The following is a 12,507-nucleotide window of genomic DNA, read 5'->3' on the forward strand; positions in this document are numbered from 1 at the left end:
ATTGCCCTAAACCGCATAGGCTTTCGCCGGAAATGCCTTATCCCTTCACAAAGCGCCGAACGACCGCTCTGTAAACGGGCTTTACATGATAGCGGGCCGCAAACGATTATTTAATCGCCGCGGCCCGTATGAGTTGCAATTTCGTCACAGAATGAAGCTGTCTGCCGTCAGCGTGAAGCCCTTGTTGAGGTTGAAGGCGAAATCGATTTTCTTGTCGCCGTTCAGGTCGGCGCTGACGGAGGTGAAGCTTGAACCATAATCCACGCGCAGCTCGCCCGCCGTGCCGGAAAAGGCAGTGGTGGAAACCCAGCTGAAGGCCTGGTCCGACGTGATCTTGGTATTGGCGTCAATGGCCGAAAGGTCGATCAGGTCGCCTTCGCTGACCGAGAAATCATAGATGTAATCGCGCGCTGCACTGGTGCTTTCGCTGACAAGGGTGAAGACGAAGGTATCGGCATCCGTGCCGCCGTAAAGCTTGTCTGTTCCCAGGCCGCCATAGAGCGTGTCGGTGCCGGCGCCGCCCGAGAGCGTGTCATTGCCAATGCCGCCGTACATCGTATCGCTGCCGCCTGCGCCGGTGAGGATGTCGTTGCCCGCCGCACCGTTGAAAATATTGGCGTTGTCGTCGCCGGTCATGGTGTCGGCCAGCTTGGTGCCGATGAAGGTTTCGATATTGGTGTAGGTTTCGCCCGCCGCATCGTTCTTGTTGGCCGTGGCATCGGCAAGGTTGAGCGTCAGCGCCTTGGTGGACAGCGCAAAGGACATGGTGTCGTTGCCATCGCCGCCATCATAGGTGTCGGTGCCTGCTTCCACGGCAAAGCTGTCATCGCCCGCGCCACCATAAAGGGCGTCGTTGCCAAGCCCGCCGGAAAGCGTGTCATTGCCCGCATCGCCGTAAAGCGTGTCGTTTCCGGCCTCGCCATAGAGCAGGTCGTTGCCGTCGCCACCATGCAGAATGTCGTTGTCGAGGCCGCCATAGAGCTTGTCATTGCCCGCGCCCCCCCACAATTCATTGGCGCCCTGGTTGCCGGTGATCGTGTCATGGCCGGAGCCGCCCACGGCGTTTTCGATCAGCGAGCGGGTATCGTTGTTGTAAAGCATGGCATTGGCAAGGTTGCCACGCGCCAGATTGGTGCTGCGGCTGCCGCCATCCAGATCGGCCAGCTGGTCCTGGCTGAAGGTAGACCATTCGCCGGGGCGAAGATCGATCTTCATATCCGTGGTGTAATTGGAAAGATCGTAAGTGTCGGTGCCGTTGCCGTCCCAGATGGTGCGGAAAATCCGGTTGCCGCCCGGTGTGCCCGTGCCCTCGTCATTGATGAACATCTCGCCCGTGGTGGAGGAGAAAGTGTAGACCGTATCGCCGCTGAAAACCTCGCCGCTGGAGGAATAGTTGGCGCCATAGAGATATTGCAGCGCGGCAATATCGAACATCATGTAGGACTGGGCATTGCCCCAGGTTTCGTTCTCGCTGCCATCGGTGGTGGAATCGCCCACATAGTCGCGATAGGTCATCACCGAATATTCGTTGCTGTCATATTTGGATGCAAGCTTGGTAAAGCCGCTGCGCACCTCGTGGCCGTGCGCCAGCCCCAGCGCATGGCCGATTTCGTGATAGAAACCCTCATTATAGGCATAATTGCCCAGAACCGGATTGTCATAGGTGCCGTCATTGCGGAACCAGGCATCGCCCGCCGCCTCGTAGGAGCCGGGGTAATAGGCGTGCGCGGTGGAGGTGGCCATCGTCTTGCCGAATTTCATCGTCGCGGAAGATACGTCCGAGCCGGTGCTTTCCGAAAAACTCAGATTGGTGAAAGAGGAAACCTCGTTCAGCACCGTCTGCACCACGGCCTTTTGCGTGGCGTTCAGGCTTCCATAGCCGTTATTCTGCTCGTTCAGGCTGCTATAGCTCGAGCCGTAATCGCTTGCTGACGATGTGAAGGCAAAGGTCAGCGTCGAGTCGGTCCATTTGTAACCGCTGACGAGTGAATCCCAAACCTGCTTCGATGACGTAACCGTCGTAACACCCATGCCCCAGTCCCCGTGGTTGCCGCCAGACGATGTGCCGGTTGCAGAAAAGGCGTGCCACCTCTGCCGGACCCTGCACGGCCATCGCCGGGCTAGATAAGTTCGACTACACTAATAAACGTGAATATTTATTTTGCCGTGAAGAAGCGCGGTTAACTCACCTTTACACAAGGGGAGGTGTGTGTGCTGAAGTCATGCAGGTAAAAGTGGCAAGCGGCCCGCGAAGGGGCCGCTCAGGCCGACGCCGTTCGCGTTGCGTCCCGGAAAACCATCGATGTCGGGCTACCGACCCTGATGACGTCTGCTGCCGGCGTCAGGGATCCGTCGCCATGCCGCTGGAACGGCACGATCGTGTCGCTGTCTTCATTTGCCACATATAGGTGGCGCTGGTCAGGTGCGATGGCGAAAAAGCGCGGTGTTTCGCCTTGGGAAGGGGTAAAATGGCCTGGGGTCAATTGTCCATCGCCATCGATTGAGAAGGTCGTGATCGAGTTATGGCCACGGTTCGAGGTATAGAGGTGCCTGCCGTCCGCACTGATTTCGATTTCCGAGGCTCGGCTGTTGCCGCAAAAACACCTGGGAAGCGCTGATACCACGTCTATGCCTGTCAGTGTTCCGGCCTGATCGTCGAAGTCATAAGTGGTCACGGTGGAGTCGAGTTCGTTTATCACGTAGGCTTTCGGCAGCGTCGGGTGAAACGCGATATGCCGCGGCCCGGCATTTTCCCGGCAGCTTACGTGATGGACGATGCCGAGGCGGCCCGAAGCCGCATCAAGCCGCAAGACCGTAATCCGGTCATTGCCCTTTTCCGGCACGACCACCCATTTGCCTGAGGGCGAGAACGGCGCGTGATGCGGGCGGCCGTAATTCTGCTCCACTTTGTGCGGGCCAAGAGTGCCCTTCATTTCACACAGATCGGCAACCGCGCCAAGCGCTCCGCCATCGTCGGCAGGCAGGCTTACCACGCTGTCAGTCCGGTAATTGGCGACGACGAGCCAACGGCCGGTCGGGTCCAGCGCAAGATGGACCGGGTTTCTGCCGCGGGTCGATTGTCTTCCGGCTGGTGCGATCCGGCCATCGGGCAAGATGGAATAGGAGGTTACGAGATCAAGGTCGCCATGCACGGAATAGAGAATGTCCAGGGTGGGATGCAGGGCAAGAAAGGACGGATTTTCTTCCGTCCGCAACACCTGGATGAGGGACCAGCCTGCTGTTCGGGGATCGATTTTGTAAACGCTGATGCCTTCCCCGCGCGCGTTTCGCGCGCGGGTGGTTCTGCATCCGACATAGGCAAATTGGGTCATGCTGTTCTCGTCGTGGATGTTTCGGCTTTGAACGATGTCTTGAACCGGAAAAGGTTAAGGGCATGAATGAACGGGTAAAATTGAAGCTTTACAGCGTCCTTTGCACATTTTCCAAAGCGCATGGTGCGGTGATCGGACGGGGCGCGATGCTTACCTGTATCTCGCCCGAAAGCACGGCACGGGCCTGCTCGCGATCCAGTTTGCCTTCCCGGTGCGCGACAAAAACAGTTGCCACGGCATTGCCGATGAAAGAGGTGACGGCGCGCGCCTCGCCCATGAAGCGGTCTACGCCGATCAAAAGCCCGATTGCGGGAAGGGGAATGGTGCCGACGCTGGCAAGCGTTGCCGCCAGGGCAACGAAGCCGCCTCCCGGAACGCCGCTCATTCCCTTGGAGGTGAAGGAGCCAATCAGAAGGATCACGATTTGCTGGGTGAGCGTCAGCTCGATATTGAGCGCCTGCGACAGGAAGAGGATCGCCATGGTCAGGTAGATGCAGACCCCGTCGATATTGAAGGCATAGCCGGTGGGGGCAACCAGTCCCACGATGGTCTTGTCGCAGCCCATCTGTTCGAGCTTCAGCAAAAGACGTGGCAGCGCCGGTTCTGCACTGCCTGCTCCCAGCACGATCACGATCTCGTCCTTGAGAAAGACGATCAGCCGCCAGATGCTGACACCGGCATAGCGAGACACAGCCCCCAGAACCAGGAAGATGAACAGTCCGCAGGTTATGTAGAAGGCGATCATCAGCTTCAGGTAGGGCAGCAGGCTGGCGGCGCCGAATTTTCCAATGGTGAAGGCCATGGCGCCGAACGCCCCGAGGGGGGCCAGATACATCAGAAAGCCGACGATCTTGAAAAACAGATCGGACACTTCCTCGATCACGCGGGTAAGTTCCTCGCTGTTGCGGCCAGCACGCGCCAGCGCGCAGCCGGTCAACACGGCAATGAAGACGACCGGCAGAATTTCGCCGTTTACGAAGGCGGATATGAAAGTGTCAGGGATGATCTTCAGGAAAAAATCCACGAGACTCTGGGATTGCGCGGTTTTGGCAAAGCCCGCCACCGCATCGGCATGAAGCGTCGCGGGATCGATATTCATGCCCTGGCCGGGTTGAACGATGTGGGCGACAATCAGGCCGATGAACAGTGCAGCCGTGGTCAGCACTTCGAAATAGACCACGGTGGTGAGACCGACCCGCCCCAGCGCCTTCATGTCGGACATTCTGGCAATGCCAATCACGATGATCGTGAAGATCACCGGAGCAACCACCATTTTCAGCAGTTTGATGAAGCCATCGGCGAGCGGCTTGAGGTCCACGCCAAGCGCGGGAAAGAAGTGGCCGACCAGAATGCCCAGCACGGCACCGATGATAACCTGCACATAAAGATGTTTGAAATGACGGGCGAAAAACATGACGGGCCTCCCAACCTGTGTCATGAATTGGCTTTTAGCGTGAAAAAATGCAAATAAGAAGATGTTGGTGAGCTTTGAAATGAAATGTGATTGGTTTTTCATGCACTCGAATACAGGGGCGGCGGCCCAGCCGGGGTTTTGCGATCATGCCTTGCGTTGACGGATCCTGAAACGACAATGCCCGGAACCGTTTTAAACGGCTCCGGGCATTTGGTGCATGGCTGTTTCAAGCCGCTTATGCATGTGTGGTCTTCGTAGGAGAAAACCGGCGCGGTTGCGATGGTCAGTCCTGTCAGGCGGCCCGGTGCAGGGCGGGCTTTTCCCGGCCAAGCCGGAAGCGGGCTATGAGGGCAAACAGCTTGTCTGCCTCGCTGGCCAGGCTGTGGCTGGCGGCATTGGTTTCCTCCACCATGGAGGCGTTCTGCTGGGTGTCCTGATCCATCACATGCACCGCGTCGCTGATTTCCTTCAGGCCGTTTGCCTGCTCGTCGGCGGTGGTGACAATGGTCTGGACCTTTTCGTTGACGGCCATGACCTGGCGGGCGATTTCCTCCAGCGCCTGACCGGCTGCGCTTACCAGTTCCACGCCGGTGCGCACCTGCTGGCCGGAGGCCTGGATCAGCGTCTTGATTTCCTTGGCGGCATTGGCCGAGCGCTGCGCAAGTTCACGCACTTCCTGCGCCACCACCGCAAAGCCCTTGCCTGCTTCACCGGCACGGGCTGCCTCCACGCCGGCGTTGAGGGCCAGCAAGTTGGTCTGGAAGGCAATCTCGTCGATCACGCCGATAATGCTGGAAATCTGGCCGGAGGAGCGTTCAATGTCCTGCACGGAGGCAATGGCGCGTTCCACCACATTGGCCGAGCGCCCGGCGCTGTCGGTGACGGCGGCGGCAAGCTGGCTTGCGGCGCGGGCATTTTCCGTGGAACTGCGCACCGCCGTGGTAATCTCGTGCAGGGCGGAGGCGCTTTCCTCCAGCGAGGCCGCCTGCCGTTCGCTGCGGCGGGCCAGATCGTCGGCGCCGGATTTCATCTGCGAGGAACCGGCGGCGATGGCTGCGGCGTTGCGGTTCACCTCGCTCAGCGTTTCCTCCAGCCGCCCGACGGCGGCGTTGAAATCCAGCCGCAATTTGTCCAGATGCGGAGCAAAGTGCGTTTCGATGCGACAGGTCAGATTGCCCAGCGCCAGATTGTCCAGGCCGTCCGCCAGCGTATCTACCGCCTGGCGGATTTCGTCGGCCTGCTTTTGCGCCTCGCGTTCGCGGGCCTGGCGCTCACGCTCGGCCTCGGCGCGGCGGGCCGCAGCTTCGGCTTCCAGCCGCAGCTTTTCGCGGCCATTGTCGCGAAACACCGCAACGGAAGCGGCCATCTCGCCCATCTCATCCCTGCGGCCCTCGCCGAAAATGGCAATATCCAGCCTGCCTGCGGCAAGGTCGCGCATGGCGCCGCTCATCAGCCTGAGCGGCTTGACGACGCCGAACAGCACCACGAAGATCGATGCCGCCAGAATGGCAAGCGCCGCGGTGCCGATGATTGCCATCAGCGCCGAAAGAAATGTCTTTTCCTGCCCGGCCTTGGCATATTCCTCGCCCGCCACGCGCAATTGCAGCTCGATAAGCTTGGCAATGGTCTCGCCCAGCGGGTCGATGGCGGGATAGAGCTTCTGCTCGGCGAATTGCACCAGCCGGTCCTTGTCTTTGGCGGCAACGATGGATTGAAGCTCCTGTACGGAGGCATCGGCACGCAACCGGTCACGGGCAAAGGCCTCGGACAGCGATTTTTCCTCCGGTGTCAGATAGGTCGCCGTATAGGCTTTCCATTCCTTGTCGATCCTTGCCAGCGCTTCGGCGATATGGCGGGCGCCGTCCTCGTAGCTTACCGTGGCCGCGCGCATCTTGTGGGTGGTGTCCACGATGTTCACCGCGTAAAGATCACCCACCAGCTTGAGCTGGCTGAGCGGCACGACGCGATCGTCCACGATGGTGCGGGTGCTTTCCGACATCCTGCTCATGGCCGTGAAAGAAAAGGCGACCAATGCCGCAATGGCCAGCGTAATGGCGCAAAGGGCGGAAACGAGTTTGATCTTGATGGTCATCGATAGTCCCTGAAATATGGCGTCCCTCAAGATCGTCGCGCCGCTTGCGCATCCGTCCATGGACGCCTTTCAACGCGGCAGATGCGTATTACGGCGCCCTTGCGTTTTCCCAAACGTGCAAGAGCGCTGTAATAGATTGAATCTACTGCACTGTTTCTTGATCCGGTTCCGGTTCAAGACGTCATGCCGTAGCGCCTGCGCCAGTGCCCCGGAAGCTCACCGCCTCCAATGTCCGGCGCAATGCAACGATCCCATGCTGATGTCATGCCCGAAGGCGACGAATTCCAAACCCGGATGCAGCTCGCCATCCCTCATGAAGGAGCGTCTTCACAAGGTTGAACGAGCGGACTGCTCTTCCGGAATCAAAAAAATCACCCTCTTCCAAATACAACTTTGTGTGAAATTACTTAAATTTTCCTAAGTTTTGTAAGGTTGTTAGCAAATTTGCGCGTTGCAAAATAACATTGCAGCGCAAACGCGCAATGACGCCACGATATTGCAAATATCCACCCGTCATAATTGCGGGAATTCAATAGTATTAAAACGGTGAATACCAAGATTTATTTTTAATGATAGATAGGAAAGTTTGCAGCAATGGCCCGATGGGTTCACCAATTGAAAGCTGCGATTTGCCGGTGAGTGCAGCCTGGGGCAAGCTGGTGGTGGCAGGCTGACGCATCAACGGGCTTCAGCCATGGCGGCTGCGGTGGTTCCGGTGACAGGGTCGCAAACGGAGGTGCTTCATGCTCATTTCCGATAATGCGAGTGCGCGTATCCATGCGTCGATCAGGCCAACAGAAACGGTATCTGCCCCGCTGGCGGGCGATGGGGGGCGGGGCAATCAGCGCCAGCCGCGCAAGCGTGCGCGTGAGGCGGCCTTGCAAACCGCAGGACCGGAGATGGGCGGACCTTTGCCGGACGAGCCGGAAAGCGCGGATGCCGCCTGGCTGATGGCTTCGGCCATTTTCGAGCTTGCCGCTGGCCATCAGGAGGATGAGGGGCAGGCTGCGGCAGAGGAAAAGCCTGCCGATGCCAATGCGGATGCCGCTGCCGGGGAAGGCGGCGAGGAGGGGGATGTTGCAGACCTTCTGCATTTCCTCGATCCGCATGACGGCGATGCCGGATAGGGTGGCATGTCCGCCCCGGCATTTGCGCGGGTTTGCATCTTTCCTTCTGCCCGGACAAGGGATACGCCTTGAAGAACGCCCTTCCGGGTGAGTTTCAAGCCGGACCGGATCGTCCATGCCGCGCATTCACATCACCGGAGCATCCGGATCGGGAACAACCACGCTCGGGCGGCATCTTGCCCGGATGCTGGATGTTGCGCATCTGGATTCGGATGAGGTTTTCTGGCAGCCCACCGATCCGCCCTACCAGTATCAGCGTCCCGTATGCGAGCGTCGGGTGCTGCTGGAACAGCACCTGCCGCCGGAAGGGCGCTGGGTGTTTTCCGGCTCGGCCATTGGCTGGGGGCAGGTGGTGGAGCCGTTTTTCGATCTCATCGTGTTTCTCTGGGTCGATCCGGCCGCCCGCATGGCGCGCCTGCGCCGCCGGGAGGCGGAGCGCTTTGGCCCGCGCATTGCGCCGGGCGGCGATATGTTCACGATTTCGCAAGCCTTCATGCGCTGGGCGGAGGCTTACGACCACGCCGGAATGGAACAGAAAAGCCGCGCCCTGCATGAGGCATGGCTGTCACGCTGCGTCTGCCCCGTTCTCAGGCTCGATTCTGCCCAGCCGCTGCATGTGCTGGCGCGGCAGGTGCTGGCCGCCCTGCCGGAAGACGGGTTCCCCGAAGCGTGACCCTTACGAAAAAGCCGGGCTATTACGCCTCTTTCGCGGCCTGCGGCTCGAACACCATGGAATGACCGTTGATGCAGTAGCGAAGGCCGGTGGGGCGCGGTCCATCCGGGAAGACATGGCCCAGATGCCCGTCGCAATGGGCGCAGCGGATTTCGGTGCGGACCATTCCATGCGAAGCGTCGCGATATTCCTTCACGGCATCCGGCGAAACGGGCTCGAAATAGCTTGGCCAGCCGCAGCCTGCGTCAAACTTGGTATCGGAATAAAAAAGCGGCGAATCGCAGCCCGCGCAGCGGTAAAGGCCGGTCTCGAAACTGTTCCAGTAGGGGCCGGTAAAGGCGCGCTCGGTGGCGTGCTGGCGCAGGATGGCATATTGCTCCGGCGTCAGCCGTTCGCGCCATTCGGCGTCCGTCATGGTTTTGGTTTTCGTGTCATCTTCGCGCATGGCTGTGTTCCTTCCGATCCTTGCCTCCAAAGATAGGCCATGGCGCACACATCTCAAGATGGCGCCGGCTCAAAGGGCATGACCGTTCAAGACCTTGTCAGATCGCGCCACTTGAGGCCATGCCGTCTTTGCCGTAAGACCGGAACATTGCATGTTGGCGCCGTTGCGCAGAAGAAAATGCCGTCAACCGGGCCGGTGAGGATAAGGCCAGGCGTAACCGGCAGATGACAGGAGCCGAGATGACCGAAGACGTCACCGTCACGACCATGCTGGCCTTGTTCCTGCCCTTCATCGGGGCGGCGCTGGCCCCTTCTGTTGCGCGGCGAGGCGGCGGGCGCTTTGTGTTCATGCTGGCGCTGCTGCCCTTGCTGTCCTTCCTGCATTTTCTGCGCTTCCTGCCGGATGTGGCAAAGGGGGAGGTCGTGACCGGCGGCTATGCCTGGGTGCCGAGCTATAATCTCAGCTTTTCCTGGTTTTTCGACGGGCTGTCGCTGACCTTCGCGCTGCTTGTCACCGGCATTGGCACGCTCATCCTGCTTTATGCGGCAAGCTACATGCAGGGCCACGCCAAGATTGGCCGGTTCATGGCCTTTCTCCTGCTGTTCATGGGGGCCATGCTGGGGCTGGTCGCGGCCGACAGCTTCCTCATGCTGTTCATCTACTGGGAGCTGACGTCCATCGCCTCCTTCCTGCTGATCGGTTTCGATCACGAGCGCCGCGCGGCACGGCGCGCCGCCTTTCAGGCGCTGGTCATCACCGGCGGCGGCGGGCTTTTGCTGCTGGCGGGGCTGATCTTCCTGTGGAACATGAGCGGTGTCACGCAGCTTTCGCTGCTGGTGCTGGGCGGCCAGAACCTTGGCGGCCACGCCTTTTACCTGCCGGCGCTGTTTCTCGTTCTGGGCGGGGCCTTCACCAAATCGGCGCAGTTTCCCTTTCATGTCTGGCTGCCCAATGCCATGGAGGCGCCCACGCCCGTTTCGGCCTATCTGCACTCGGCCACCATGGTCAAGGCGGGTGTCTATCTGCTGATGCGGCTCAATCCGGTTCTGGGACAAACGCCCGCCTGGGAAATCCTGCTGCCGTTTTTCGGCGGCCTCACGCTCTTGGTGGGGGCGGTGATGGCGGCCCGCCAGACCGATCTCAAGCAGATGCTGGCCTATACGACCGTGGCATCGCTTGGGCTGCTGGTGCTGCTTACCGGTTTCGATACGCCCCATGCCATTGCCGCCGCCGTCACCTATCTCATTGCCCACAGCCTGTTCAAAGGCGCGCTGTTCATGGTGGCGGGCGGGGTGGACCACGCCACCGGCACGCGGGACGTGAGCCGCCTTTCCGGCCTTGGCCGCGCCATGCCGCTGACCTTTGCGGCGGCCTTGCTGGCGGGCCTTTCCATGGCGGGCCTGCCGCCCTTTTTCGGTTTTCTCGCCAAGGAGGAAATCTATGCGGCGCTGATCGGCGCGGATGCCCGCTCGGTTGCCTTCAGCGCCGTGGCGGTTATCGGCAATGCGCTGATGCTGGTCATCGGGCTTGCGGCGGGCCTCAGGATCTTCACAGGTCCGCAGACGCCTGCCGCCACTGCCGCGCATGAGGGCGGCTTCGGCCTGTGGTTCGGGCCGCTTCTGCTGGCGCTGTGCGGCCTTTTGGCTGCACTTGCCGCCCCCGGCTTTCATGGGCTTTTTTCATCCCCCATGGCCAGCGCGATTGCCGGGAAACCGGTCACGGTTTCCATCGGCCTTGCCCCGCATATCGGCGGCCCGCTCATGCTTTCGCTTGCAACGATTGCGCTTGGCCTGGTGCTGTTTGCCCTGCACGCCGCCTGCCGGGCCGCGCTCCAGCGGCTTCTTGCAGCGCTTGGCCCCGGACCGGACCGCGCCTTCGACGGCCTGATCGACGGGCTGGTGCTTTTGGCATGGCGCATCACGCGGGTGGTGCAGAACGGGCGGCTCGATGTCTATGTCACGCTGACGCTGATCGTGCTGGCGGCTGCCCTGCTGGTGCCGATGGTCGCCTATGACGAATTGCCCGCGCTGCCATCGCTGCCAACCGCCATGCCGTTGCACGAAGCCGCCTTCCTGCTGATTGCCGTTGCCGGGCTGATTGCCGTGCTGAAGGCCGAAAACCGGCTGGCGGCCATCGTCTCGCTCGGCATTCAGGGCTTTGCGGTTTCGGTGATCTTCCTGCTGTTCGGCGCGCCGGATCTGTCGTTCACGCAGTTCATGATCGAAACCCTCTCGGTCGTCATTCTGGCGCTGGTGATGACGCGGCTCAAACTGCACCCCGCCGATCACCGGCCATTGCCGCAAATCCTGCTGGATGCATCGGTGGCGGCGGCCTGCGGGCTGGGGCTGGCGCTGATGCTGATGAAGGTGACGCAGGGCGCCTTCGATCCGCAGCTCACCGAATTCTTCTCCGCCTATTCCAAGGTCATAGCGCACGGGGCCAATGTGGTGAATGTCATCATTGTCGATTTCCGGGGCGTGGATACCATGGGCGAGATTGCCGTGGTGATGATTACAGGTCTTGCCGTGCTGGCGCTCATTCGCATCCGTGCGCCGCGCCTGCGGGCAGGTGCCGCCGATACGCTGGCGCCCAGCCGAAAAACAGGGGCGACGAGCGGGGAGGGCCGCGCATGAACACGCTGATTTTCCGCACGCTTGCGCCGTTCATCACCGCGCTCATGCTGTTTTTCTCGCTGTTCGTGCTGCTGCGCGGCCATAACGAGCCGGGCGGCGGCTTTATCGGCGGGCTGATCGCCGCTTCCGCCTTCGCCATTTACGGCATGGCCTTCGGGGTGCAGGCCGTCAGCCGGGCCTTGCGCTTCCATCCGCTGTCCATTGCAGGGGCCGGGCTTCTCCTGTCGGTGCTGTCGGGCATGGTGTCGCTTGCCGCGGGCGTGCCCTTCATGACCGGGCTTTGGGCCACGCCGCATATTCTGGGTGTCGAGGTGCCGGTCGCCACCGTCATCAGCTTCGATGTGGGGGTCTATCTGGTGGTGGTCGGGGCCATCACCTCCATTGCCCTGTCGCTGGGGGAGAGCGAGGACTGATGGAAAGCATTTTTGCCGGTCTCGTGGGGCTCTTTGCCGCCACCGCCTTCTACCTCATCATGTCGCGCCACGTGGTGCGCATCCTGCTTGGCATGGTCATTCTGGGCAATGCGGTGAACCTTGCGCTGTTCACCGCCGGACGTCTGACGCGCGAAGCCCCGCCGATCATCATGGCCGGAGCCGACACCTTGCCCGCCACGGCGGCCAATCCGCTGCCGCAGGCGCTGATCCTCACGGCCATCGTCATCTCCTTCTCCTTCTTCGCCTTCCTGCTGGTGCTGGCCTACCGCGCCTATCAGGATCTGGAAACCGACGACACCGACGAAATGCGACTGGCCGAGCCGAAGCGCCCGCCGCATCCGCCGCTCGGTTATTGAG

Annotated in this window: 10 protein-coding genes; 5 read left to right on the forward strand and 5 right to left on the reverse strand. The window is 60.8% G+C overall.

Features of this window, described 5'->3' with window-relative positions; translation table 11 throughout:
• Positions 1-144 precede the first annotated feature (144 nt).
• From T424_RS23115 to T424_RS19825, 4 genes are all read right to left on the reverse strand, one after another.
• On the reverse strand, positions 145-2,031 hold the full coding sequence (locus T424_RS23115) for a M10 family metallopeptidase C-terminal domain-containing protein (protein ID WP_027485930.1): 1,887 nt from the start codon (positions 2,029-2,031) through the stop codon (positions 145-147).
• Positions 2,032-2,261: 230 nt separating this feature from the next.
• Complete coding sequence (locus tag T424_RS0100215) at positions 2,262-3,332, reverse strand: lactonase family protein (protein ID WP_027485931.1); 1,071 nt, start codon at positions 3,330-3,332, stop codon at positions 2,262-2,264.
• Positions 3,333-3,420: 88 nt separating this feature from the next.
• Positions 3,421-4,746: a C4-dicarboxylate transporter DctA gene (gene dctA, locus T424_RS0100220; protein WP_027485932.1), complete on the reverse strand. Its 1,326-nt coding sequence runs from the start codon at positions 4,744-4,746 to the stop codon at positions 3,421-3,423.
• Between the two features lie 292 nt (positions 4,747-5,038).
• Positions 5,039-6,838, reverse strand: coding sequence for a HAMP domain-containing methyl-accepting chemotaxis protein (locus tag T424_RS19825; RefSeq protein ID WP_051558698.1), 1,800 nt, complete (start codon positions 6,836-6,838; stop codon positions 5,039-5,041).
• A 743-nt stretch (positions 6,839-7,581) separates the two neighbouring features.
• On the opposite strand from T424_RS19825, the gene T424_RS0100230 reads away from it, so the two are divergent.
• Both T424_RS0100230 and T424_RS19830 read left to right on the forward strand, forming a co-directional pair.
• On the forward strand, positions 7,582-7,965 hold the full coding sequence (locus T424_RS0100230; RefSeq protein ID WP_027485933.1) for a hypothetical protein: 384 nt from the start codon (positions 7,582-7,584) through the stop codon (positions 7,963-7,965).
• A gap of 115 nt (positions 7,966-8,080) precedes the next feature.
• The gene (locus T424_RS19830; RefSeq protein WP_037066188.1) at positions 8,081-8,638 is read left to right on the forward strand and encodes a P-loop NTPase family protein; all 558 of its coding nucleotides are present in this window, start codon (positions 8,081-8,083) and stop codon (positions 8,636-8,638) included.
• Positions 8,639-8,660: 22 nt separating this feature from the next.
• Here the strand turns inward: T424_RS19830 and msrB are convergent, their stop codons facing one another.
• On the reverse strand, positions 8,661-9,083 hold the full coding sequence (msrB, locus tag T424_RS0100240) for a peptide-methionine (R)-S-oxide reductase MsrB (protein ID WP_027485934.1): 423 nt from the start codon (positions 9,081-9,083) through the stop codon (positions 8,661-8,663).
• Between the two features lie 239 nt (positions 9,084-9,322).
• Between msrB and T424_RS0100245 the strand changes: the two genes are divergently transcribed.
• The 3 genes from T424_RS0100245 to T424_RS0100255 are packed head-to-tail and all read left to right on the forward strand — an operon-like array spanning position 9,323 to position 12,506.
• Positions 9,323-11,716 carry a putative monovalent cation/H+ antiporter subunit A gene (locus T424_RS0100245; protein ID WP_027485935.1) on the forward strand — a complete coding sequence of 798 codons (2,394 nt, stop codon included), beginning with the start codon at positions 9,323-9,325 and terminating at the stop codon, positions 11,714-11,716.
• Entirely contained in the window at positions 11,713-12,129 is a 417-nt protein-coding gene (locus tag T424_RS0100250; RefSeq protein ID WP_027485936.1) for a Na+/H+ antiporter subunit B, read from the forward strand. The genes T424_RS0100245 and T424_RS0100250 overlap by 4 nt, the downstream gene beginning before the upstream one ends.
• Complete coding sequence (locus T424_RS0100255; RefSeq protein ID WP_027485937.1) at positions 12,129-12,506, forward strand: Na+/H+ antiporter subunit C; 378 nt, start codon at positions 12,129-12,131, stop codon at positions 12,504-12,506. Before T424_RS0100250 ends, T424_RS0100255 begins: the two co-directional genes overlap by 1 nt.
• The last annotated feature ends 1 nt before the right edge of the window (position 12,507 follow it).

Origin of the sequence: Allorhizobium undicola ORS 992 = ATCC 700741 (assembly GCF_000621665.1) — a bacterium.
GTDB lineage: Bacteria > Pseudomonadota > Alphaproteobacteria > Rhizobiales > Rhizobiaceae > Allorhizobium > Allorhizobium undicola.

What these genes read in the sequence shown, in the direction of transcription:
- dctA (WP_027485932.1), bottom strand. Translation starts at nt 4,746, where the DNA reads ATGTTTTTCGCCCGTCATTTCAAACATCTTTATGTGCAGGTTATCATC.
- T424_RS0100255 (WP_027485937.1), top strand. Translation starts at nt 12,129, where the DNA reads ATGGAAAGCATTTTTGCCGGTCTCGTGGGGCTCTTTGCCGCCACCGCC.
- T424_RS0100250 (WP_027485936.1), top strand. Translation starts at nt 11,713, where the DNA reads ATGAACACGCTGATTTTCCGCACGCTTGCGCCGTTCATCACCGCGCTC.
- T424_RS23115 (WP_027485930.1), bottom strand. Translation starts at nt 2,031, where the DNA reads ATGGGTGTTACGACGGTTACGTCATCGAAGCAGGTTTGGGATTCACTC.
- T424_RS0100230 (WP_027485933.1), top strand. Translation starts at nt 7,582, where the DNA reads ATGCTCATTTCCGATAATGCGAGTGCGCGTATCCATGCGTCGATCAGG.
- T424_RS0100215 (WP_027485931.1), bottom strand. Translation starts at nt 3,332, where the DNA reads ATGACCCAATTTGCCTATGTCGGATGCAGAACCACCCGCGCGCGAAAC.
- T424_RS19825 (WP_051558698.1), bottom strand. Translation starts at nt 6,838, where the DNA reads ATGACCATCAAGATCAAACTCGTTTCCGCCCTTTGCGCCATTACGCTG.
- msrB (WP_027485934.1), bottom strand. Translation starts at nt 9,083, where the DNA reads ATGCGCGAAGATGACACGAAAACCAAAACCATGACGGACGCCGAATGG.
- T424_RS19830 (WP_037066188.1), top strand. Translation starts at nt 8,081, where the DNA reads ATGCCGCGCATTCACATCACCGGAGCATCCGGATCGGGAACAACCACG.
- T424_RS0100245 (WP_027485935.1), top strand. Translation starts at nt 9,323, where the DNA reads ATGACCGAAGACGTCACCGTCACGACCATGCTGGCCTTGTTCCTGCCC.